This is a genomic window from Exiguobacterium sp. SH4S7 (genome assembly GCF_004336795.1).
Taxonomy (GTDB): domain Bacteria; phylum Bacillota; class Bacilli; order Exiguobacteriales; family Exiguobacteriaceae; genus Exiguobacterium; species Exiguobacterium aurantiacum_A.
In genome coordinates, this window is record NZ_SJUT01000005.1 from 101,140 (window position 1) to 123,754 (window position 22,615).

General features: G+C 49.9%; 25 protein-coding genes, 2 tRNA genes and 1 other annotated feature (1 of these 28 cut by a window edge). Of the genes, 13 read left to right on the forward strand and 14 right to left on the reverse strand.

The genetic code is table 11. The features are described from left to right. Nucleotides 1-43, reverse strand: a binding site (T-box leader) (it extends 199 nt beyond the left edge of the window). 105 nt (nucleotides 44-148) lie between these two features. Both EVJ29_RS10635 and EVJ29_RS10640 read right to left on the reverse strand, forming a co-directional pair. Then, a complete protein-coding gene (locus EVJ29_RS10635; protein WP_236633513.1) occupies nucleotides 149-1,054 on the reverse strand; it encodes a carbohydrate ABC transporter permease in 906 nt (301 codons plus the stop codon). Then, nucleotides 1,051-1,956 (reverse strand): carbohydrate ABC transporter permease, encoded by a 906-nt coding sequence (locus EVJ29_RS10640; RefSeq protein ID WP_070328883.1) that lies wholly within the window; start codon nucleotides 1,954-1,956, stop codon nucleotides 1,051-1,053. The genes EVJ29_RS10635 and EVJ29_RS10640 overlap by 4 nt, the downstream gene beginning before the upstream one ends. A 243-nt stretch (nucleotides 1,957-2,199) precedes the next feature. Here EVJ29_RS10640 and EVJ29_RS10645 point away from each other — a divergent pair, with 243 nt between their 5' ends. From EVJ29_RS10645 to EVJ29_RS10655, 3 genes are all read left to right on the forward strand, one after another. Next, the gene (locus EVJ29_RS10645) at nucleotides 2,200-3,885 is read left to right on the forward strand and encodes a formate--tetrahydrofolate ligase (protein ID WP_131505092.1); all 1,686 of its coding nucleotides are present in this window, start codon (nucleotides 2,200-2,202) and stop codon (nucleotides 3,883-3,885) included. Nucleotides 3,886-3,910: 25 nt separating this feature from the next. After that, entirely contained in the window at nucleotides 3,911-4,813 is a 903-nt protein-coding gene (locus EVJ29_RS10650; protein ID WP_131505093.1) for an alpha/beta fold hydrolase, read from the forward strand. Nucleotides 4,814-5,006: 193 nt separating this feature from the next. Then, nucleotides 5,007-7,577, forward strand: a complete 2,571-nt coding sequence (locus EVJ29_RS10655; RefSeq protein WP_131465703.1) for an SH3 domain-containing protein — start codon at nucleotides 5,007-5,009, stop codon at nucleotides 7,575-7,577. A 40-nt stretch (nucleotides 7,578-7,617) separates the two neighbouring features. On the opposite strand, the gene EVJ29_RS10660 is transcribed toward EVJ29_RS10655, so the two are convergent. Genes EVJ29_RS10660 through EVJ29_RS10670 form a run of 3 tightly spaced genes read right to left on the reverse strand, consistent with a single transcriptional unit; the run spans nucleotide 7,618 to nucleotide 8,944 of the window. Next, nucleotides 7,618-8,031 carry a hypothetical protein gene (locus EVJ29_RS10660; protein WP_070328880.1) on the reverse strand — a complete coding sequence of 138 codons (414 nt, stop codon included), beginning with the start codon at nucleotides 8,029-8,031 and terminating at the stop codon, nucleotides 7,618-7,620. Beyond that, the gene (locus EVJ29_RS10665) at nucleotides 8,028-8,582 is read right to left on the reverse strand and encodes a hypothetical protein (RefSeq protein WP_070328879.1); all 555 of its coding nucleotides are present in this window, start codon (nucleotides 8,580-8,582) and stop codon (nucleotides 8,028-8,030) included. Before EVJ29_RS10665 ends, EVJ29_RS10660 begins: the two co-directional genes overlap by 4 nt. A 2-nt stretch (nucleotides 8,583-8,584) precedes the next feature. Continuing rightward, nucleotides 8,585-8,944: a hypothetical protein gene (locus EVJ29_RS10670; RefSeq protein ID WP_131441135.1), complete on the reverse strand. Its 360-nt coding sequence runs from the start codon at nucleotides 8,942-8,944 to the stop codon at nucleotides 8,585-8,587. Nucleotides 8,945-9,072: 128 nt separating this feature from the next. Here EVJ29_RS10670 and EVJ29_RS10675 point away from each other — a divergent pair. From EVJ29_RS10675 to EVJ29_RS10690, 4 genes are all read left to right on the forward strand, one after another. Next, nucleotides 9,073-9,146, forward strand: a tRNA-Gly gene (locus EVJ29_RS10675). Nucleotides 9,147-9,171: 25 nt separating this feature from the next. Further along, nucleotides 9,172-9,245 (forward strand) — tRNA-Gly (locus EVJ29_RS10680). Between the two features lie 163 nt (nucleotides 9,246-9,408). After that, nucleotides 9,409-10,209 (forward strand): MBL fold metallo-hydrolase, encoded by an 801-nt coding sequence (locus EVJ29_RS10685; protein ID WP_131505094.1) that lies wholly within the window; start codon nucleotides 9,409-9,411, stop codon nucleotides 10,207-10,209. 392 nt (nucleotides 10,210-10,601) lie between these two features. After that, the gene (locus EVJ29_RS10690) at nucleotides 10,602-10,808 is read left to right on the forward strand and encodes a DUF3006 domain-containing protein (RefSeq protein WP_016508383.1); all 207 of its coding nucleotides are present in this window, start codon (nucleotides 10,602-10,604) and stop codon (nucleotides 10,806-10,808) included. A 41-nt stretch (nucleotides 10,809-10,849) separates the two neighbouring features. Here the strand turns inward: EVJ29_RS10690 and EVJ29_RS10695 are convergent, their stop codons facing one another. Next, nucleotides 10,850-11,404 (reverse strand): TlpA family protein disulfide reductase, encoded by a 555-nt coding sequence (locus tag EVJ29_RS10695; protein WP_070328877.1) that lies wholly within the window; start codon nucleotides 11,402-11,404, stop codon nucleotides 10,850-10,852. Between the two features lie 75 nt (nucleotides 11,405-11,479). On the opposite strand from EVJ29_RS10695, the gene EVJ29_RS10700 reads away from it, so the two are divergent. Continuing rightward, nucleotides 11,480-12,331, forward strand: coding sequence for an aldose 1-epimerase family protein (locus EVJ29_RS10700; protein WP_233589682.1), 852 nt, complete (start codon nucleotides 11,480-11,482; stop codon nucleotides 12,329-12,331). 36 nt (nucleotides 12,332-12,367) lie between these two features. Here the strand turns inward: EVJ29_RS10700 and EVJ29_RS10705 are convergent, their stop codons facing one another. From EVJ29_RS10705 to EVJ29_RS10715, 3 genes are all read right to left on the reverse strand, one after another. Further along, nucleotides 12,368-12,586 carry a PspC domain-containing protein gene (locus tag EVJ29_RS10705; RefSeq protein WP_016508377.1) on the reverse strand — a complete coding sequence of 73 codons (219 nt, stop codon included), beginning with the start codon at nucleotides 12,584-12,586 and terminating at the stop codon, nucleotides 12,368-12,370. A gap of 28 nt (nucleotides 12,587-12,614) precedes the next feature. Continuing rightward, on the reverse strand, nucleotides 12,615-13,319 hold the full coding sequence (locus EVJ29_RS10710; protein WP_071399121.1) for an NAD(P)-binding oxidoreductase: 705 nt from the start codon (nucleotides 13,317-13,319) through the stop codon (nucleotides 12,615-12,617). A gap of 79 nt (nucleotides 13,320-13,398) precedes the next feature. Then, nucleotides 13,399-14,613, reverse strand: a complete 1,215-nt coding sequence (locus tag EVJ29_RS10715; RefSeq protein ID WP_131465707.1) for an LCP family protein — start codon at nucleotides 14,611-14,613, stop codon at nucleotides 13,399-13,401. Between the two features lie 201 nt (nucleotides 14,614-14,814). On the opposite strand from EVJ29_RS10715, the gene EVJ29_RS10720 reads away from it, so the two are divergent. Further along, nucleotides 14,815-15,729, forward strand: a complete 915-nt coding sequence (locus tag EVJ29_RS10720; protein ID WP_070328874.1) for a hypothetical protein — start codon at nucleotides 14,815-14,817, stop codon at nucleotides 15,727-15,729. Nucleotides 15,730-15,905: 176 nt separating this feature from the next. On the opposite strand, the gene EVJ29_RS10725 is transcribed toward EVJ29_RS10720, so the two are convergent. Continuing rightward, complete coding sequence (locus EVJ29_RS10725) at nucleotides 15,906-16,127, reverse strand: hypothetical protein (protein WP_035385937.1); 222 nt, start codon at nucleotides 16,125-16,127, stop codon at nucleotides 15,906-15,908. 331 nt (nucleotides 16,128-16,458) lie between these two features. On the opposite strand from EVJ29_RS10725, the gene EVJ29_RS10730 reads away from it, so the two are divergent. Then, the gene (locus tag EVJ29_RS10730; protein ID WP_131490648.1) at nucleotides 16,459-17,340 is read left to right on the forward strand and encodes a hypothetical protein; all 882 of its coding nucleotides are present in this window, start codon (nucleotides 16,459-16,461) and stop codon (nucleotides 17,338-17,340) included. Between the two features lie 62 nt (nucleotides 17,341-17,402). On the opposite strand, the gene EVJ29_RS10735 is transcribed toward EVJ29_RS10730, so the two are convergent. Then, the gene (locus EVJ29_RS10735) at nucleotides 17,403-17,774 is read right to left on the reverse strand and encodes a hypothetical protein (protein WP_070328872.1); all 372 of its coding nucleotides are present in this window, start codon (nucleotides 17,772-17,774) and stop codon (nucleotides 17,403-17,405) included. A gap of 102 nt (nucleotides 17,775-17,876) precedes the next feature. On the opposite strand from EVJ29_RS10735, the gene EVJ29_RS10740 reads away from it, so the two are divergent. Beyond that, entirely contained in the window at nucleotides 17,877-18,290 is a 414-nt protein-coding gene (locus EVJ29_RS10740) for a VOC family protein (protein ID WP_070328871.1), read from the forward strand. Nucleotides 18,291-18,300: 10 nt separating this feature from the next. On the opposite strand, the gene EVJ29_RS10745 is transcribed toward EVJ29_RS10740, so the two are convergent. Continuing rightward, complete coding sequence (locus EVJ29_RS10745) at nucleotides 18,301-19,350, reverse strand: NAD(P)/FAD-dependent oxidoreductase (RefSeq protein ID WP_070328870.1); 1,050 nt, start codon at nucleotides 19,348-19,350, stop codon at nucleotides 18,301-18,303. Nucleotides 19,351-19,540: 190 nt separating this feature from the next. Here EVJ29_RS10745 and EVJ29_RS10750 point away from each other — a divergent pair, with 190 nt between their 5' ends. Both EVJ29_RS10750 and EVJ29_RS10755 read left to right on the forward strand, forming a co-directional pair. After that, nucleotides 19,541-20,386: an ABC transporter ATP-binding protein gene (locus tag EVJ29_RS10750; RefSeq protein WP_070328869.1), complete on the forward strand. Its 846-nt coding sequence runs from the start codon at nucleotides 19,541-19,543 to the stop codon at nucleotides 20,384-20,386. Between the two features lie 99 nt (nucleotides 20,387-20,485). Beyond that, nucleotides 20,486-21,040 (forward strand): methyltransferase family protein, encoded by a 555-nt coding sequence (locus tag EVJ29_RS10755; protein ID WP_016509434.1) that lies wholly within the window; start codon nucleotides 20,486-20,488, stop codon nucleotides 21,038-21,040. An 80-nt stretch (nucleotides 21,041-21,120) separates the two neighbouring features. Here EVJ29_RS10755 and EVJ29_RS10760 read toward each other — a convergent pair whose 3' ends face one another. Further along, nucleotides 21,121-21,930, reverse strand: a complete 810-nt coding sequence (locus EVJ29_RS10760) for a DUF368 domain-containing protein (protein WP_131505095.1) — start codon at nucleotides 21,928-21,930, stop codon at nucleotides 21,121-21,123. Nucleotides 21,931-22,035: 105 nt separating this feature from the next. Then, a complete protein-coding gene (locus EVJ29_RS10765) occupies nucleotides 22,036-22,590 on the reverse strand; it encodes a GNAT family N-acetyltransferase (protein ID WP_236633514.1) in 555 nt (184 codons plus the stop codon). Between the last annotated feature and the right edge of the window lie 25 nt (nucleotides 22,591-22,615).

Genomic DNA, 22,615 nt, shown 5'->3' on the forward strand with positions numbered 1-22,615 from the left:
TTTGCTTACGTCTTCTGTGTACTCGTCCTTTCAATGTCGTTCACAATTGAATTGAACTCATTATTATAAATATTCAGACGAATGTCAACAGCTTTTCTAAAAAAAATTCTCCCCCGTGTAGCGGACGAGGGAGATCCCTTGGGAAGGGTTATTTGATCGAGCCGCTCGTAATCCCTTTGATGATATGCTGTTGCATAGCAAAGAAGAAGATGAGGAGCGGAACGATCCCAAGAACTAAACCAGCGAGTGCCAAATCCCATTGTTTCGTATATTGTCCGAAGAAATAGAACGTCGCGAGCGGGATCGTCCGCAGTTCAATGTCTCGGAGGACAAGTGAAGGTAACAGAAAATCGTTCCAAATCCATAGGCTGTTCAAGATGACGATCGTTACCGTGATCGGTTTCAAGAGCGGGAACACGATCCGCCAGAACAGCCCCCATGTCGAGCAACCGTCGATGATGGCCGCCTCTTCGATCTCTTCCGGGATCGATTTCATGAAGCCATGATATAAGAACACCGAAATACCTGACCCGAACCCGAGATACATGACCATCAGTCCCCAATGACTGTTCAATAGACCGAGCACGCTCGATACTTTCACGAGCGGAATCATGATCGATTGGAACGGGATGACCATCGCCGCGACGAACAAGAAGAAGATGACGGTCGAGATCCAATGTTTCGTCCGGACGAGCTTCCATGCCGCCATCGACGTGAAGATGACGATGACGATGTTCGCGCCGGCCGTGATCAAAAGCGAGTTCAAAAAGACGCGGCCATAGTTCATCGCCTCCCACGCTTCCGTATAGTTCGATCCGAGCCAGACGTTTGGGAGTGCGGACGTGTTCGTATAAATCTCAGCGATCGACTTGAATGAGTTGACGATGACGTAATAAAACGGGACGAGATACAACAGTCCTAGTAAAATAGCGACCAATTCGATGAGGCCAAGGCCGGTCGTATACCCGCTCGTCCGCAGCGGCTTTTGCGGCAACTGCCGTCTCGGCGTCTGATCTGCTTTTGGTTCGAACTGTTCAATTTTTTCCGTCGTCATGCCTGCACCTCCCGTTTTTTCGTCAAATACACTTGGGTGACGGTGATCGCCGCGACGACGAGGAAGAAGATGACCGCTTTCGCCGAGCCGAGACCGTAATTGTTGTTCACGAACGACTCTGTATAAATGTTCAAGGCGAGCATCTCGGTCGATTTGAACGGTCCTCCGTTCGTGAGCGACAAGTTCGTATCGAATACTTTGAACGACCAGGAGATCGTCAAGAACAGACAGATCGTAATCGATGGCATGATCATCGGGAGCGTGATATGGCGCAACATTTTCAACCGGTTCGCCCCGTCGATCCGGGCCGCCTCGAGCAAATCCGTAGGCACGTTCTGCAGCGCCGCGATATAGATGACCATCACGTAGCCCCCGCCTTGCCAGATCGCGACGATGACGATTCCCCAAAACGCTGTCTGGGCGTCGCCGAGCCACGGCAGCTCGAACAGGCTCCAGCCGGTCAATGATCCGATCGACTCGAATCCTTTCACGTAAATGAATTGCCAGATGAAACCAAGGATAAGTCCGCCAATCAAGTTCGGCATAAAGAAGACCGTTCGCAATATATTTCGCGTCTTAATATTCATCGTCAACAGTAGCGCCAATGAAAAGCCGACAATGTTCGTCATGATGACGGCCACGATCGTGTATTTCGTCGTGATCCAAAACGACGAACGGAACTGGGCGTCCTCGAACAAGAGTCGATGATAGTTATCCCATCCGACAAAGTTCAACTGACCGGTCACCCCGTTCCAGTCCGTGAAACTGTAATAGATCCCGTTAAAGAACGGGATGAGTACAATGGCCACGAACGCCAAAAAGGCCGGACCGACAAATGCGATAAAGCTTGCCGGCTTCTTCCAATTCCGTCTCTGTTTGCTTCGCTTCGGTGTTTCAATCATCTTCATCGCCTCCACTATCAATTTACCTGCAATGAAATAAAATGAAAACGGATACATTTGACGGAATGGGTGGAATATATTGAACTCAATTAGTGAATTTGCAGAACTGATGCGTTATGATAAAGTCAATGACAATACGAACGAGCCAGTTTATATTAGAGAAACGATCCGAATTATGGCTCGAATCACGAATGAATCAAACATAATACTAGTAAAACGTTCGAAAGTGGAGGGAATTTATACATGACGACAATCAAACCGTTATCTGACTTAGCGATCGCCCAACAAGCGGACATGCTCCCCATCAAGCAAATCGCTGAAAAGCTCGGCCTACAAGAAGATGATCTCGACCTTTACGGGAAATACAAAGCAAAACTGTCGTTCGATTTGCTCGAACAAGTGAAGACTCGAGCAGACGGCAAGCTCGTCCTCGTCACAGCCATCAATCCGACGCCCGCCGGAGAAGGAAAATCGACGGTCACCGTCGGACTCGGTCAAGCGTTGAACCGACTCGATAAACAAGCGATCGTCTGTCTCCGCGAGCCGTCACTCGGCCCGACGATGGGGCTAAAAGGCGGAGCGGCCGGCGGCGGATTCAGCCAAGTCTTGCCGATGGAAGACATCAACCTCCACTTCACGGGTGACATGCACGCCATCACGTCAGCCCACAACACGATCAGCGCCATGCTCGACAACCATCTTCATCAAGGCAACGATCTAAAAATCGACGTTCGGAAAATTGTCTGGAAGCGCGTCCTTGACTTGAACGACCGTGCCCTTCGCCACGTGACGGTCGGACTTGGCGGAGCCGCACACGGTGTCCCGCGCGAAGACGGTTTTGACATCACCGTCGCCTCAGAAATTATGGCGATCCTTTGCCTCGCCGATTCGCTCGCCGATCTAGAGGCGCGTATCAAGCGGATCGTCGTCGCCTACGACTTCGATAATGAACCCGTCACGGCTGAACAGATTGGTGCGGCCGGTGCGGCCACACTCTTACTGAAAGAGGCGTTCAAGCCAAACTTGGTCCAAACACTTGAACAGACCCCGGCTCTCGTCCACGGCGGCCCGTTCGCGAACATCGCGCACGGCTGTAACTCGCTCATCGCGACAAAGACTGCCTTGAAGCTCGGCGAATACGTCGTCACCGAGGCCGGTTTCGGAGCTGATCTTGGCGCCGAGAAGTTCTGTCATATTAAATCGCGTATCGGCAACTTAAATCCTGATGCGGTCGTCCTCGTGGCGACAGTCCGCGCGTTGAAGATGCATGGTGGTGTCGCCAAAGACCAACTCCACATCGAAAACGTCGAGGCCGTCACAAAAGGCATGGAGTTGCTCGCCAAACATGTCGACACGATGACAAAGCTCGGTTTGCCAACCATCGTTGCCTTGAACCGCTTTAATTCAGATTCGATCGCAGAGCTCGACACTGTGCTCGACTGGTGCGAAACGCATCAAATCCGCGTCGCCCTCAGCGAAGTTTGGGCGAGCGGCGGACAAGGCGGACAAGCACTTGCCGAGGCCGTCATCGAGACAGTCGAGTCGAACGAAGCCATGCTCACACCACTTTACGAGCTGACTGATTCGATCGAACAGAAGATTACGACGATTGCCCGAGAAGTTTACGGAGCGGCCGGCGTCACGTTCACCGCTACGGCGAAAAAGCAAATGGCTCAAATTAAAGGGAACGGATGGGACGATTTGCCGATCTGTATGGCCAAAACACCGTTCTCACTATCCGACGATCCGACAAAACTCGGATACGTTCAAGGATTCACGGTAACCGTACGAGAGTTGAAACCGTCGGTCGGTGCCGGCTTCCTCGTCGCTTTGACGGGTAACGTCTTGACGATGCCAGGACTGCCAAAACATCCAGCCGCTCTCAACATGGGCATCGACGAGACAGGTAAGGCCATCGGATTGTTTTAATCCACACGACAACGGAGGGATGACTTTGGACGTCATTGAGCACACGTACGCAGACGGGTACCGCACGCACGTATTGCACGTCCCGGCAACGAACCCGATTGGAAATTGTTTCTTGTTTCACGGTATGCTCGAGCACCACGGCAGGTATGTCGAGTTCGCCGACTTTATGGCAACAACTGGATTTAACGTTTTTGTTTGCGACCTTCGCGGAGCTGGAAAATCAGCGCGTGCTCAATCCACATACGCTCACTTACTTCCAAAAGAAGGATTTGACCAAATGGTCGAAGACGCTGTCGCATTGATCGGTCACTATCAAAATGATTTGCCGACGTTTGTAATCGGACATAGTTTTGGTTCTTTGCTCGTCCGTCGTCTCGGTCAAATCATGGGTCATAACCTAGCCGGCATCGTCGCCATTTCGCCGCCTCCCGGCTCTGGTTTCGTCGGCCGGCTCGGGCTTTACGCCATCGGGTCGGCAATTCGTATGAAAGGGAGCGATTACCACTCTCGCCTGTTCGAACGTCTCTTGTTCGGGCGCTACAATTTAAAATTCTTCCCAAGCAAGACGGAGAACGATTGGATTTCTAGCGTCCCGGAAGAAGTGGCCTCTTACCGCAGCGACCCGGACTGCGGCGGTATCCCGACACTCGGTTACTTATATGAAGTAGCTAGCGCTTCGCTAGAGGTCACATCCCTCGCCCGTATCCATGAACATCCGAAGATGCTCCCGATCCTCTTCGTCGCCGGAACGGACGACCCGGTCGTACACGACGGGGAAGGGTTGAAAGGGATTGTTCGAAACTATCAGGCAGCAGAAGTCGAACTGACGGTGCTGTCTTACGACAACGCGCGTCACGAAGTGCTCCGCGAACGGCAACGCGACGAAGTGTGGACCGATATAAGCAGTTGGCTCTTGCGCAACCTTTAAGCTAAGACATGGAAAAACCTCCTATTAAATGGAGGTTTTTTTATTTTTACATTTTAAACCAACGACTTTCTAATTCATTTACCTTTTTTGAAATTTTTCATCTTCTTTCCATTTTTTAAGTGCGCTATACTTAGACCGCGCACTACGAAGAACACTTATAGATTGAAGTATATGGAATGAAAGGGGTAACACATTGAAACCAACTATTACACGACTGAGCGCGGCCGTCCTCATCTCTAGCACAGTATTGAGCATGATCGGACCGACCGAGTCATATGCAGCAACATACGAAGGCACGGTGAATACCTCCATTTTGAACGTCCGGTCGTCTACGTCGACTTCGGCAGCGATTGTCGGCAAGTTGACGAAAGGAACTGCTGTACAAGTTTATTCGACAAGCAACAACTGGGCCCAAATCGAGTTTCAAGGCCAAAAGCGATACGTTTCTTCCTCGTACTTAACGTTGAAGTCTACCGTCACGAAAGCGGCAACAACCAAAACGTATACAGCTAATGCGACCGTCAATATGCGCTCGGCGATGACAACGAGCGCTTCAATCGTTACAACGATTCCAAAAGGTGCGACCGTCACTTACATATCGACGCACGGCGCGACTGGATCATGGTTCAAAGTCACATACGGCGGGAAAACTGGCTATGTGGCTCAACGCTACTTCTCTCAAGTAGGAGGCGAAACCGTGGCACCCCAAGCGAACCCGACGCATAGTACGACAACAAACACGACGATGCATAGCTCGATGATTTCAACGTCCCCAACCCTGATTGCGATCCCGAAAGGTGCGAAAGTAACGTTCCTCTCGGAGCACGGCGCGACCGGATCGTGGGCCAAAGTGACATACAGCGGGAAGACGGGCTATGTCGCGAAACGGAACTTGCAGCCGCTCGTGACAGTCGAACCGACAACGATGTACGTCAAATCGACATCAAGTATTTTCAATTCGATGTCGACTTCAAGAAAAGTAGTCGGCACACTTCAAATCGCGACAAGCGTTAAATTGATCTCGACACACGGTACAACCGGGTCTTGGGCGAAAGTCGCAGCCGGCTCGTTGACAGGTTACGTACCGATGCGAAACTTATCTGAGTCACAAGTCGCAGAACAGGTCACACCTTACTACGCTAAAGAGACGGCGACGATGTACTCTTCGACTTCGACGCGCGGAAACGTCCTTCAAACGATCCCGGTCGGTGCAAAAGTCGATCAGCTGTCGGCGCACGGCGCGACGGGCTCATGGTTCAAAGTTCGTTACGCAAACACGACTGGGTATGTCGCAGCACGTAACTTCTCGCTCACAGCCCCGTCGACTTCAACCGAACAATACGGACCTGAGCTTGAAGTACAAGTCATCTCAAGCGGTACGCCACTGAACGTCCGGCCGACTCCTGGGACTGGAAATGCCGCCATCGGCACCCTTATCCATGGCACGATTGTAAAAGTGAAACCTGTCTTGAATACGGAATGGGGCATCTTGACGAGCGGAAGTTTCGTCGGCGGCTATATCCATTTGAGTTATACGGCACCCGTTACGACGACGCCGCCAGCTACTGGTATCCAACGCATTGTATCGTATACAGACTATCCAATGACAGTTCGCGGGATGGCCGAACGCCAAGCCGCCAATTCCGGGCTGACAGACGCGAATAAAACGAAAGCGACTTACTTACCGCGTTCGTGGGTAAAAGTCACCGGGTCTACTGGTGTGATCACTCATACACCTCTTCAAACAGTTCGATCGATTAACTTGCAAAAAAATCCGTCAAGCAATAACGCCGAAGTGTTGGCGACAATCCCAAGCGGCGCTCTTCTTCAATATATGGAGCGTCCGAGCGGCATCTCGACGTGGTACAAAGTTTCTTATGGTCCAATGATCGGATACGTTCCGGCCTCTTCCGTTGTCGGAGAAGCAAAACTTCTTAGTTTAGATAATCTGAATTCACATGTATACGGACATATTAACCCTGGTGAAACAGTCCGTATTACGGGACAAGTCGGAAATTACTATTTAATCGGTCCGTACTACCGACCAGGCGGACATAACGTTCGTATTTACGATCATGTTTGGCGTCACGCTTCGTTGTCTGAAATTGATGCGTTTACAAACCCTGATCATTTCACAGTTGGTTCAGGTGGATTTTATCAATTCCTCGACTTGACGAAGAATGCAGGAACGACTGCCCCGATGTTGAATAAAGTCCTCAATAACAACGGCAGATTGAGCGGAACGTTAACCGATAAAGGACAACTCTTCATCGACTCAGGAAAACAATATAATGTAAATGAAGTCTATTTGCTTGCCCACGCTACACATGAAACAGGGTATGGTTCATCACTTTTATCTAAAGGGGTTCCTGTCGATAAAGACGGCAACGCATTAATTAATAATAGCGGTACACGCATCTATCCTGAACGTCCTGTTGCGGCTACAGTCTACAATATGTACGGCATCCGAGCTTCAGATAGCAATCCCGTTGTTTTAGGCGCGAAATTCGCGTTCGAGCAGAAGTGGTTCACACCAGAGATTGCAATTAAAGATGGTGCTAGATGGATTAGCGAACAATACATCAATCACCCAACCTATAAACAAAATACACTTTATAAGATGCGTTTCAACCCAGACCGACCGGGTGTGCATCAATATGCGACCGATATCGGTTGGGCTTTAAAACAAACCCATCGAATCAATAACGTGTATAGCCAACTTAATTCGTACACAGTTCACTTCGACGTACCAAAGTTCCAATAACGAACAAGAGACACGAGCCAACTTGGCTTCGTGTCTCTTTTCATGTCCATTCGATGGAATCGACGATCGCTTCGATCTCTAACTTTTCATCCGTCTTCTTGTCGGCGACGTACGTTAAAAACAACAGGCGCTTCCCGTCCGTGAGCGACCAGACGTCCAAATACATGTCGTCTTCAATCCCGCTCGCGTAAGCCGTCGTCATGCCGCCCGATTGATCCGTCACGCTCGGCGCGACTTTAATGTCGATCGGGAACTCCCCTAAAAAGGTATTCAGTTCTTGCAGCGCCGCATCTTCAGGTGCCTGGGCCTCCTCTGCTTCATAGATAGACATTTGAAGCGTCCCTTGCGCATCTTCCTCCACCGAATAGAAGCTGACGTGATCCTCTTCTTCATTGTATTCATAGTGCTCTGGGTAGGATAAACGAAGCCACCCGTCGATTTCGTATTCTTTCATGCTAATTGCTCCTTCGTTTTCTTGAATGTCAGGCCGGTGACCATTTTGGCTTGCAGCGCATATTTGAGCCGCTCCGTCACGTAAAGGCGTTGGCTGTTTCGATCTTGGGCGATCATATGTCCGCATAAATCCATCCGAACGGTTTGTCGGGACAGAAAGTAGAGACGATCCTCGCTTAACGGACGATATTCACCGGAATCCTCGAGGTGCTCGATCTCAAATCGGCGTAAGACGTTGAGCGCGCAATAGTGGTCGGTCTTGCCGGTACTCGTATGCAGTTCAACCCGGACGAGCTGGATGTCGTACGGACATAGATTCATAAAGATGGGTCCGATTCGTTCGTGGATGAGCAAGACGCCCATATCCGTCTCAATCAAATCGGGTAACGCCCCCGCGTCTTGGGAGATGCTCAAGACGACGTAGGGTCGTTCAGTCGGTGCGAGCAGTTCCCCTTTAAAAAAGCGGAACCGTTGGATGCCGGTCAATACGCGGGCCCGCCAAGCGCTGCCACGGGCTTCCGCTTCAATCCGATACAGTCGTTCTCGACTCACGACTACTCCCCCTTCAATTGTTTGAGCGCTTCGACGAATCGTTCCCACTCTTGGTCGTCGCAGACGATCTTACTTTCAATTCCCCATTCTTCCTCGATTTTCAAACGTACCTCGTTCGTTTCAACGTGGCGCGTGAGATGCAACGCTCCGATTTGAACGAACATCGGCTCGATGACCAACGTCTCGGTCGGTGAACTGACCCATTTTAGCCGGTCAGTCCGTAAAATCACATGCCACATCGACTCATGCCGCACCGAGAACGTCCATTGACGGAGCGTTACAGTTTGTTCGACTTGTTTCGCCTGGTTCATCATGCGAAACCCTTCACTCATCATCTTCAAATAAGATTTTCGTTCGCTCATGCCCGTCCCACTCCCCTCTTCTATTATCTTAGCAAGACCACCTATCCGCCACAACTAATGTTTTTTCGAAAAAGGGTTTGCAAAGGTTAAATCGTGTGCTATTATATTACCGTAACGTTAAGCGTTTCGCGGGTGTAGTTTAATGGTAAAACCTCAGCCTTCCAAGCTGATGACGAGAGTTCGATTCTCTTCACCCGCTCCAATTTTTAAATCGTATACTTGAATGTGCGGGTGTAGTTTAATGGTAAAACCTCAGCCTTCCAAGCTGATGACGAGAGTTCGATTCTCTTCACCCGCTCCAATTTCCGACATATTCGCGAGGCTTAACTCGCACACATAACCACATGGTGCACACCATGTAACGAGCAGGAGGTCATTCGACTTCCTGCTCTTTTGTTTTTTGACGTCACGCTTAAATGAGACCGATTCGGGAAAAGAATTGGAGATATGAAGGAGGGATCACCATGATTCAAGTCCGCCTACAGCCATTTACCGTTTATGAGAGTGCTTTAATGCGAACCACATCGACTTTGATCGACACTGAAGACAGCCTCATCTTAATCGACCCGAACTGGTTGCCAGAAGAAGTTGCGACCATCCGTCGCGATATCGAGTTGAAGCGACAAGGTAAGAAATTGTACGTCATTTATACGCACCAGCACTATGACCATATCATCGGCGCTTACGCTTTCCCTGATGCGACCGTGATTGCTTCAAAAACGTTCGTCGAAACAGACGCCAGCGCCCAACTTGAAGAGATTAAAACGTTCTACGAACAGTATTACATCGACCGCCCGATTCAAAAGCCAGTCGTCGACATCATCATCTCCGAAGACAGTACGGTCGAGCTCGGTGCTACCCCGATCACGTTCTACTTGACGCCAGGACATGAAGCGACCCATATGTCACTCATTGTCGAACCGTTGCGTCTGCTCGTGTGCGGTGATTACGGATCGAACATCGAACCACCGTTCATTGAGCACGACGCGGAAGCGTATCTCGAATCGCTTCAAAAACTTCAATCCGCCGTCTACGAACACGAGATCCGTTGGCTCATCCCCGGCCACGGCGACCTATGTGATGACCGCAGTAAGATGATTGAGCGACTCAGCGCTGCCGAAGAATATATCCTCGCTTTGCCTGAAGAACGCGTCTGGTCCTCGCTTTGGCCTGAGCACGCCTTTTTTAACCGGGTTCACGAACGCAATCGAAAACATGTCGAACAAAAAGAGCATGAGCGCGAGGCACGCCAACGCGACTATTGACGCAAAAAAATCGCAACGTCTCCCCAAGACGTTGCGATCCCCCTCTGTAAACCTATTTCTTTGTGATGCGTTCTGAACGGACCGTGAACATACGGTCAATCCCATAAATCGTCACTCCGGTAAGAGCGAGCAATCCGATCATAGCTGATGAAAACATTGACCATACCCCCATTGTTCACAAATTCGTCATAATCACCCCGTGCCTTCATTATAGAAGAAAACATTTCAAAAAGAAAGCGTTTTCTTCAAACTTTCTTCACAATTACTGATCGTTGTTTACTTCTCCTTCGTTTGTGTAGCAACATTCAAATATGTGTAGGTTTTATGGAATGTGGGAATACACTCTATAAGAATAAAAGAGACAGAAAGCTGTTCGCTGAGGAGGAAGAGGCATGATCAAATACGGCACGTTGGTGCGAGTCGAAGGGAAATACGCCGTGTTACGTTGGAACAACGGCTCAAGTTTTATCCCACGACGATTCTTGCCATCAGAAGCACGGGTTGGCGATACGATCATTCGAGATAACCACCATTATTATCTTGAAGAAGACATGACACCGAATTTCGATGCGCTCATCAAACAACATTATAAAAAGTAAACAAAGACAGACCGGTTCTCTTCCAGTCTGTCTTTGTACGTTCATTTTGTCTGTTCGCGTAACCAGTTAAAGTCGACCGGACCGACTTGTTTGGCTGTAATCACACCGTCCGGACCGACGACATACGTTGTCGGCAAAGCGACGACGCGGTACGTCTTCTCCACCGTGCCTGCTTCGTCCAATAATACCGGGAAGCTGACCGGGACTTCTTTCAAAAACGCCTCGACGTCTTGTCTGCCGCGTCGCTCATTTTTCGTGACGTTCACCCCGAGCACCGGAATCCCGGTTTCTTCGCCGAACTCGATCAATTCCGGCAGTTCTTCTCGGCAAGGCGGGCACCACGATGCCCAGAAGTTTAAGACGACTTGCTGTCCTGCGTATGCATCAAGTGCCAACGTTTCCCCTTCGATTGTCTCCAGTTCGAAGGCGGGCGCGCGTTGACCGATCTCGAGACCACCGAGAACCGTGTCGTCCGTCGCGACACGGTCAGTCTGTTCGCTCGCTTGACTCGCCTTGTATTCGTCATACCCTTTATAGCCCAGACCGGCGATCAGTCCCGCCATAATCAATCCAATAGCCAGTTTATGAAATCGCATCATTTACCCCTTGTTCTCTGTCCTATTCATTTCTAAACTTAACTTATCACATTCACTCAAAGGAGCGGAACTATCGTGCAACTTCACAATGAAAAAGTCAGTGTCACTTTGAAAGCGCAAGGCGCGGAAATGACGAGTTGGAAAGTCGACGGGACCGAGCTACTCTGGCAAGGCGACCCTACGTATTGGGGACGACAAGCCCCGATTTTATTCCCGTTCGTCGGACGATTGTTGGATGACCGTTACTTATATGATGGCTTGACGTATACGATGAGCCAACACGGATTCGCTCGCGATGAGACGTTCGAAGTCGCAGAATCGTCTGATACACACGTCCGGTTCGTTCTCCGTGACTCGGTCGAGACACAGAAACACTATCCGTTCCCGTTCGAACTTCACGTGGACTATCGACTGATCGGCGAGGAATTGAACGTGACATATCGCGTCCGAAACGGCGGCGACGAGGTGTTACCGTTCAGCATCGGCGGACACCCTGCCTTCAATATCCCGTTCGCGGGCGGGGTGTTCGAAGAGTATACAATCGATTTCGGTGAGACGCGCTCACTTGATCGCTTATTGTTAGAGGGTCCTTATTTGACCGGCGCCTATCAACCGCTCGGCGAACGCCGCTACATCCCGCTCTCGCATCACTTGTTCGACCAAGACGCTTTAATTTTCGAAAATATCGAGTATGCTGCACTGCGCCACCAACCGAGCGGTCGCGCCATCGTCATGGAGTGCCCGACATTCACCCATTTCGGGATTTGGTCACCGCCTCAGTCTGACGCCCCGTTCGCCTGCCTCGAACCTTGGTTCGGTCATGCCGATTATAAAGGACATCGTAAAGACATCCGTCAAAAAGAAGATATGCAGTTGCTCGCACCGAACGAAACGTTCGAAGCGACTTACACGCTCTATACGGAATGAAAAAACGTGCTGACCGCATTGGTCAGCACGTTTTCGTTAGAAGCGGCTTTCTTGTTCCGCCTCATACTCTGAAGGCGGTTTTTTCATGACAATCGCGAGCACGATATAAATTAACAAGCCCGGTCCGCCGAATAAGGCGAGAACGACGAAGATGATCCGCATCAACGTCACGTCTACTCCGAGGTACTTCCCGAGCCCCGAGCAAACGCCTGCTATCATTTGGTCAGACGGATCTTTGTACAGTTTTCGTTCCATCAAGACACCTTCTCCTTCATTTTTTCGGTCATCGCTGTGGTCGACGAAGTGTCGTTCTTCCAGCTGTCGCGGCTTCGCCTCGACTATCAAAATCGAGTGCATCGTTGATCGGTGTACTTCCTGATCTAATTTCAATCCGACGTCCGTACAAGCCCCGATTATCGAGCGAGGCAGCAATGACTGTCGCGACGTCCGTCTCGGAAATCGTGGCGCCTGAGGCGTCACTTAAGTCTTCTGAAGCTTCGATCGACCCTTTTCCAGGTCCATCTATAATTGCCACTGGGCAAATGATCGTGTAGTTCAAGCCGCTATGTTCGATATACTCATCGGCCGCATTATTCGCAGACAAGAAGTTGTAATGTTCTTTCGGGCCCGCGTCTGGTCGATCGGCACCGTATGCGCTTAGTAAGACCACGTGACGGACGCGCTCTTTTTTAGCGGCGTCAATCGCTTTCATCGCGACGTTCCGGTCAAGCAGTTCAATCTCTTTGCTCGTGCCTTCAGCACCTGCTGTCGCAGCGACGATGACGGCGTCTTGGCCAGCGGTCGCCTCGTGAATCTTTTTATCAAGCTCTTTTTCAACATCGACGGTGAGCACGCGCGCACCCATTTTTTCGTACTCTGCTTGCAGTTCAGGATAACGAATTAAAGCGGTCACTTGATGCGTTTTCGCTAAACTTTTCAAGACACGTCTACCGATCTTTCCTGTTGCTCCAATGACTAAAACTTTCATTCAAATTTCCCTCCTCAAAAGAGTAGTTCATTTGATTAAAATTCCTCTTTCCGTACGGAATCAAACCCGTTTCGCAAAATTATCTCACAGTTCCCCACATCGTTAAGTCGAGCGCGTCACGAATCGATTGGACGCTCTCTTCATTCGGTTGGTAATAGTAGATGTTGTCAATGTAAGCATCTTGTCCGTCGACTTGAAGTTTGTTCACTTCGGGTTGAAGCATCATCGTGAGGCCAACCGACGCCATTTGCAGCGGATTCATTTCGAGCCCCATCTCATCTTTCATAAAACTGTACGTGGCCGGGATCTTCGACCATCCGGCCGGGCTTACCAACTTGTCGGCCACTGCCGACATGACTTCGGTTTGGCGACTTGAACGGGCACCGTCTGTATCCGATTTACGATGTCGCGCGTAGGCGAGCGCCATATCCCCGTCCATCGAATACGATACACCTTCCGTGTATTCATACGTTTGATTAAACCCCTTTTCGCTGAACGAATGGGTGGCCGTGATGTTCACTCCGCCGACGACGTCGATCAATTCCATGAACGTCTCGAACGTGATGACGACTTGACCGTCGACCGAAGTCTCGGTCAATCCTTCGACTGCACCGACCGTACACTCAGCGCCTCCATAAGCGAAGGCATGGGTAATCTTATCGCCTTCGCGCTCAGGTTCACAAGGGATCGTCGTATACGTATCTCGTGGAATCGATACGTTTTGAACGGTCCGCGAACGCGGGACGAACTCCATCAACTGAAGCGAATCGGTTCGTGAACCGGACACCGATTCGCCGACACGGGCGTCACTGCCCATGACTAAGAACGTAACTGGGTTTGATGCCATATAACCGACCCCGATCACGAGGAGCAACAAGACGAGCAAGAGCTTTCCTTTCCAACTTCGGCGCTTGCGCTTGTCTTTTTGCGGCTTTTGTTTCGGCGGTACGCTGCTTTGCTGCTTCGGAACACGCTCTTTCGTGTCATGAGAGCGAGGTTCTCGCTTGTCCTCACGCTTTTGGCGCTTCGCTTTTTTCCCGAACGGCATCTTCAGTTTAGGTGCCTGAACCTTCCGTTTTCGATTATTGTTCGTCTCGGTCCGTTTTTCATCGGAACGATCTAAAAATGGATGGTCTTGTCCTTCCGCTTGCTTCGACTCTGGTGAAGGGCGAATCACTTCGTCTTCCGCCTCACCCGGATTCACTTGTTCATCGCGAGACAGTTCTTCTAGCCGCTCGCGTTCTAATTCACGTCTGCGTCGTTCGACACGTGAGAGTTGTTGATCGTCATTCATATGATGTACCTCTATAGTTTAGATTTTCCTACATTATCATCGACAAACTCTATTCTGACAACGGTTAGCGCAAAAATCCGTCTTAAGCATGAGACGCGAGGATTGTTTTAAATGAAAAGCGGGAAAGGAATAATAATCGGTGTCTGCCTATAAACGAGACATGGCAGCCCGTTCGATGTCCTTTGAAGGGAGGGAGAGCTAATGCGCATCGGGAAGCTCCGCATGTTACTTGAACAGTACGGAGAGACGACTCTTCGCGATTTAGTCGTCGAAATGTACCGAAACACCCCTAAAGCCGTTATCGAAGAAAAAGATATGGATTACATGATTAGTCAGTTCACTCGTTACAAAGAACAAAAATCGTCAGACGAGCGACATTCGCTCTCGCAGACAGTAATCCTCGCTGAACGCTTCGTGGAATTGGCTTACGATCACCTCTACTTGCTGCCAAATCAAATCATGAGCGAACGCGATCAAAAGAATTGGTATATACACGCCAAGAAAATCATTCGTGACTTATCGTATTACGCCGAAGATGAAGCAGAGGCACGGACGATGTATGAGGAAATGTTTTTACTCTTGTCCTCTTCGGCAGGGGAAGAGCCCCTATTTTCAACAAGTGACCCGTTTCGACTGCTGAAACTCTCGCAAACCACGATGCTCACTCAATTGATTCATTACTATCAACTCGACGCCCCCACCTCCGACGTGTGGATCGATCGTTCTTTGTACACGGCGCTCCACGTCCCAAAAGATGTTGACTCGACACGGGTCGACTTACTCTCTACACTTCTTGAGCAACCCTACACTTCGTTTGAATGGAATTTATTCCATCAACGCATCATCACACTTTGTGAACGGACACTTGCCAAAGCCCCGTCCGATGACAGTGCACTTGAGGACTATCAAGCACTTAAAATGCTTGAACTCGAACTCCTCGTTGAGCGCGGACAATTGTCAGAAGCTGAACGGAAGTTGTTTTCTGAGTACATCCCCTTCTTCTCACACCGTTCAGAACCGTTCAAAGTGTATGTCAATATGCTCGAGAGCCGCGGACATTCTGATGAAACGAAACGACTTCGCCGGCTAGCCAAAGAGAAACGCATCCAATTTTAAAAAAAAGGGAGTCAACCGACGGCGTCGGTTGACTCCAAAACATGATATGAACGAGGGGTGTTCATCTGAAAAGAGGAGTGGAAGTTGGTGCAGAACTTCCTTCCTACATACCTAGTATAAAAGATATTTGAAACCGCTTCCGGGATAGTTATTGCAGTTTTGTGAACGTTTTCACGTTATTCAATCGCGTTAATAATGCCCAACCCGATCACTGACAACAGAACAATTAAAACGAAAATAAACACCATCTCATTTGGTGACCGGAAGCCTTCGTATAACTCGACCTGTTCTTCAACGATGACATTGTCATGGACTACAATCGGTTCAGTCTCGGCAAGAGCCGTGGCCGGGACACCGACCAATAGCAGCGCCAACCATAAACTTATTACGTATCGCATATCATACTCCTGTCGTTTTTTCTCACTGACAGTATAGCACGTCTCTCTCGCTTCGACCCATTCGTTTCTCCTCTTCCCACCGGAAAAGTTTAACAAATCTCACAGCCCCTTCGTTGCTCTAAACTTCCTCGTTCCGACACGGATCACACTTCGATAAAATGCTCATTCCAAAGCCATTTCCCTCACCATTCCCCTTTAAAAATCTGACTTTCCACGTGTCAAAACAGTAATCAAACATGATGAATGTTCATAAAATGAACACGACATTTTTCAATTGGTAGCCCTTACAATTTAAGGGTAGTGATTATTTTAGAAGAAAGAAGGATTCCTCATGAAACGGACGCTTATATTCGCGGAGTGTCGCCAAATCCAACCTAAAAAACGTTCACTGCTTCACCAATTGTACAACCCGGGCGAGTCGCCTCACATCCTCGCCATCCGACCACACCAATATGTCCATACGGCCTGGCAAGGAGATGTTCCCGTCGCAGCAATCGCCTCCGACTATAGCGATTATGCAACGGATCAGATGATCCGGCTCACGCACGAGGCGTATCGGGACCGCTATGTCTTCCGAGGTTTGCTCGACCGACTGATCCGTGAGATACGTCGAAACAGTATACATGACACAACGTTGCTGTTACACGTCAAACAAGACCACGACCAAGATAAGCGTCGAATGTTTGAAGTGCTCGGTTTTGATCCATATCACGAGACTGTCACTTACACATTGCCGCTCATCCCTTTCCAAAAATATACATACGAGAACTGGTCGCTTCACGTTGATTATTTTGCGACACACTCTAGCTGGCTCGCCTACCGAAATCAATATGCGCATATGCTGACTGATGTGTTGCCGCTGACTGCATCACGACTGCTCGAGCATGAACGTCGTCAGGAAGTCTTCCATTCCCTTAAATTGAAAGGGAAAATCGTCGGCATCATGCGATCAAGAATTGGATCTGGACGACTGGACGTATATGAACTCCACGTGTCAGGTAGCGATGAATTGATTCAAGAGGCCGTGTCTTTTATTCAGCAAGAATTTTATTTCCGGTTCAGGTCGCTTGAACAAATTCGGGTCACGTTGACTTCACTCCAACCAGAGCTACGATACGCTTTGATCCGACAAGGCGGATCGCCAACCCAAGCAGGAACCTACACGATGATTAAAGAAGTGGCGCCTTCCGCGCCATCGTTTCCACTCAATTAGAAAAAGACGCTAAACGTCACGTCCTTTTCACGGAAAGGATTCGTTCGTTTGGCGTCTTTTCTTCATTCAGCAGCGTTTGCCGATTCGATTGCTAAGGGTGGCATCTCTTCGAACAGCACGGTTCGAAGCCCGATATCACGTCGGTCCAACGATTCAATCCGATCGAATTGAATTTCACGGTCCGCGACACTGAACCAATACGTGATGTGAGGTTCATCCGTGAAGCGAAGCGCATAATTCGAACCGTTCAAATGAAAATCCACTTCGGTCGAAAGGATTTCTGCCGGGCCGATTTTTTTGTGGGTCGTCAGTCGTTCGAGAACGACTTGCTCCTCATTGATCTGATAATCGACAAACGTCGCAAGTGAGAGTCCAAACACAAATGATACCAGCGCGAACGCGCTGATCAATCCAAGAGTGATCTTTCCGTTCATGTCGCCGTCCCTCCCTCTTCTACTATATCGGATTTTGCTAAAACGTTGTGAAGTGACATTTTGTTCAAGTTTCGGCAAACTAGAGCAAGAGGAGGGATTAGTATGCAAATTGACCACACCGGGATCGCTGTTCGCGACTTAGACGAAGCGATCTCGTTTTACACGAACGTGTTACAAGGAAAACTTGTCGACCGTTATACGAATACGGCAGCCGGTGTCGAAACCGAGCTCGCCGTGATTCACGTCGGTGAAGACGTGATCGAGTTGCTCTTGCCGACAAGTTCGACGAGCCCGATCGCCCGATTCATGAAAGCACGCGGCAAAGGCGTTCACCACATCGCCTATCGGGTCGATGATTTAGAAGCATCGATTGCCGCTTTGAAACGCGACGGCATCACGTTTTTAGAAGATACGCTCCGAACGACGGCAAAAGGCCGACGCCTCATCTATATGGACCCACGCCACTCGGGCGGGGTCATCGTCGAACTATGTGATTATCCGGCAATGAAGCAGTGAGGGACATCCCTCACTGCTTCATTATTGTCCGCTCGATAATATCACGATTTTTCGCTTTCAACCGTTCGTTGTGCGACGACACCATCGCCGACTTCGTCGCGTCCGGATCGATGAACGTCTTGGCCCGGTTGACCGCGTTAGCCGCATCTTGGAACGCTCCCGCAATCAGATGCACCTTGCCTTCATGCGTCAAAATATCGCCCGCCGCATAAAGTCCAGGTACTGACGATTCGCTGCTCGCGTTCCCGTTCACATAGAACCCATCCACCATCTCGACTTTTAATTCGCTGTCGTTGAGGAGAGCCGAGTCCTGTTCGTAGCCGTGGTTGATGACCACTTCATCGACCTCGACCAATTCACTTGCCCCGGTCCCGCAATCGATGAGCTTGACGGCATGGATCGTCGTGCCATCATTGGAAATCAAGTCCTCGATCGTTGTATGAAGTCGGCAGTCGACTCGGCCACAGAGGAGCTTGTCGACTTGCGATTCATGCCCTTTGAGCGCTTCTTTTCGATACGTCAAAATCACGCGCTCCGCAATCGGCTCAAGTTCGTTCGCCCAATCGATGGCGCTGTTGCCGCCACCGGAAATCAATACCGTCTTCCCTTTAAAACGCATCAACGACTTAACCGTATAATGAAGGTTCGAGACTTCGAACCGCTCCGCCCCGCTGATCTCAATTTTTTGAGGTTGTAAAATACCGCTCCCCGTCGCGACGATGACCGTCTTTGACACGTGCCGGCCGTTTGTCGTATCGAGCACGAAATGACCAGTGTGATCTTTCGCCATCGATTCTACTTTCTCGCCGAGCACGACGGTCGGATCGAACGTGAGACCTTGCTCAATCAATTGTTCGATGAGGCGGGCACCCGTCGTCGGGGTGACGCCACCGATGTCCCATATCATCTTCTCCGGATAGACATGGATCTTACCACCGAGATGCGGTTGAAATTCGATCAACTTCGTCTTCATCCCGCGCAACCCGCTATAAAAAGCGGCATACAATCCCGCCGGACCGCCACCAATGATTGTTACGTCGTACACGTCCTGTTCGCTCATCCGCTCCATCCTCCTTAAACATTTACCGTCACTGATTATCATTCTCATTTAATATACATCGAAATTTTAGTTCAGACAATCTATTTTGATATCAAAACATTCGTTGACAGCTTTTCATTCAGACTGCTATAGTTGACGTTACATTGAGAATCATTATCAAAACTACTGTTACGAGGAGAGGGGAATCCACATGTCACGGATCCATACGGCAGACATCGAGGTCGGTTACGGCGGCAAAACAATTGTGAAGCAATTGAGTTTATCGATCCCGGACCGTCAAATCACAACCATCATCGGCCCGAACGGTTGTGGGAAATCGACACTCTTGAAAGCCATGACTCGGATTCTGTCCCCGTCTAACGGTTCGGTCCATTTAGACGGAGCGGACATCGCCAAATGCAATACGAAAGAAATCGCCCAAAAGATGGCGATTTTGTCGCAAACGCCTGAAGGCGCTGGCGGCTTGACCGTGGGAGAACTCGTCTCGTACGGTCGCTTTCCTTATCAATCCGGGTTTGGTCGTTTATCGAAACATGACCATGAAGTGATTGATTGGGCGCTTGACGTGACCGGTACGCTCGAGTTCAAAGATCGAAGCGTCGACGCCCTTTCAGGCGGACAACGCCAACGGGTGTGGATCGCGATGGCACTGGCCCAAGAGACGGACTTGATATTTTTAGATGAGCCGACGACGTATCTCGATCTCGCGCATCAGCTCGAAGTGCTCGAACTACTCGAGACGTTGAACCGCGAGCAGGGCCGGACGATCGTCATGGTCCTCCACGACTTGAATCAGGCCGCCCGGTTTGCCGACCATATCGTCGCCATGAAAGACGGAGAAGTGCTCGCGACGGGCTCCGCCGAGGAAGTCATTTGTCCGCTCGTCCTTAGACAAGTCTTTCATATCGATGCCATCATCGGACGAGACCCACGGACCGAAAAACCGATGTGCCTCACCTACCAACTTATAAAAGATGAGATTCAACGTGAAGCGCTCGACCCTTCGAGTGCTGATCTCGTTGCTAGTTCTCGTTAGTATGATGAAGCGAACGGAGCGCCTCGCACATTGCGAGGCGTTTTTCAGCAGGAAGAGGCGGGTAATGAGTGGAACATATTGAAGAAAGGGGGAAACGCTATGGATTGGCTCGATGGTTTGTTCATTCTCGTCTCGACCGCATGGCTGTATGAGATGAGGCGATACCGTAATCGTGATGAACCGACCGATGGCAACAGTGAGCACATGAGCTTTTACATCGTCTCACTCATTATGGTCACCGTGTTCGCCGTCTCGATCGGTTTATCTATTTTCACTGAAACACGCCAACCGCTCCTAGTCCGTTGGCTCGGGCTCGGGTGTTACATAGCCGGTGTTTCACTTCGTTACTGGGGAATCGCGCATTTGCGTCATCAATTCACTCGTCACGTCGTCGTCCGTCCTGCTGATGAGATCGTCAGCTCTGGACCGTACCGCTTTTTGCGCCATCCGCTCTATACCGGGCTATTATTTATCACGTTCGGATTTTCGCTCTATTTCAGTCATTGGGGCGTCGCGCTCGTCGGTACGTTCGCCATGGGGATCGCCTTGCTTTGGCGCATCCATATCGAAGAACAGATGTTGACGTCACACTTCGGCAGCGCCTATCAAACTTGGGCGAAATCACGAAAACGATTGATTCCGTTCATTTATTGAACAAGCGTCGAAAAACACGAATTGATAACCTCGACCCAACAAAAATGCGATCCTGTCAGCAAATGACAGGATCGCATTTTTTATACGGAAAATCGGCCGAGCAGTCGGACGATCAAAAAACCGGCAACGAACGAAACAACGCTCAAGACCCACATCGTCGCCGTCTCCGGAAGACCCGGGAAGACGACGGCGAGGGACCCGATGACGAGTCCTAAGATGACCGAGAACGTCATGCCCGGGAAATTCCCGAGCAAATAACGGATCACTTTACTGCTGACGATGAATCCGACGGCTACACCGAGTCCGACGATCCCGATAATGAGCACGTTCAAGTTCGACAAGGCGCTGATGACCGTCGGGTACACGCCGATCAAGAGCAAGACGAACGAGCCGCTGATCCCCGGGAGCAACATCGCCATACTGCCGAGCCAACCCGAGAAGAACAACAACAGCGCCGTGCCGGTCGACAGTTCAGTAATAATGGCTGTGTCGGCCGGTTTGATGATTGCCATACTTGCTACTAGAATCGCTCCGATCACCATCGCCACGATGTGCACGGGACGCATCGTCGCACGCGATTTCAATTCAAACATCAATAGCGGGATAATCCCAAGAATCAAGCCGATGAAAAAGAACTGTGTAGGTGCATAGTATTCTAACAATAAAAATTCAATCAGACGGCTCAGTCCTAAAATCGCGGTTCCCATTCCGATTGCTAACGGAATTAGAAACCCAATATGCTTTTTCCACTGCCGACTGAACACACCGCTGATAGCTTCGATCAATCGATCGTAAATCCCTAAAATGACTGCGATTGTCCCCCCGCTGACGCCAGGAATCAAGTCACTCGTCCCCATCGCGATACCGCGCAGGATATTTTTCCACTCCATAATCGATCTCCTTTTATATCTGATTCGTTTCAAGCACTTAGTATATCCGAGAAGCTCGGGTTTTGCATCGGTTTCGAGACTGAGACTCGGACTTCGGTCCATGTTTCACAAGTCGAGCATCATATAATCGAAACGGTCTCCTGAAATCTCAATCTCTTTATGTTTGCGGAATCCAAGACGTTCGTACAGACGAGCCGCTGCCGGATTGCCCTGGTCGACGTTGAGTGTGACGGCCGGGATGTTTGTTTCGCGAGCATGTTCGACCACTCGCTGGATCAACTTCGTACCGATGCCGCGTCCTCCAAATTCTGAGTCGACGGCCACGGAATCGATATACAAAACGTCTCCTTCCGTCTCCACGTCAAGATGTCCAGGCTTCCCATGCTCGATGAGCCATTGCTTAATCGGCTCATCCAACTCAATCGCGCGCTTGCCCTCATAGGCGATAATAACGCCTGCGATGACGCCGTCTATGTCTGCCACCCAAATGTTTTCATAACTTAACCGGTTGTTCGGTCGGCCGATCCACATCGCTAAGCGTTCGAGCACTTGCTTTTGGTCTGCCGTCCCCGTCAATGAATAGGCGATATCATGAATCGCTGCGTAAACGAGCGGTGCGATTGCTCCACTTTCGTTTGACTGTGCGTGTCGAATGTTCATCATTTATCTCCTCCATCAATCAGTT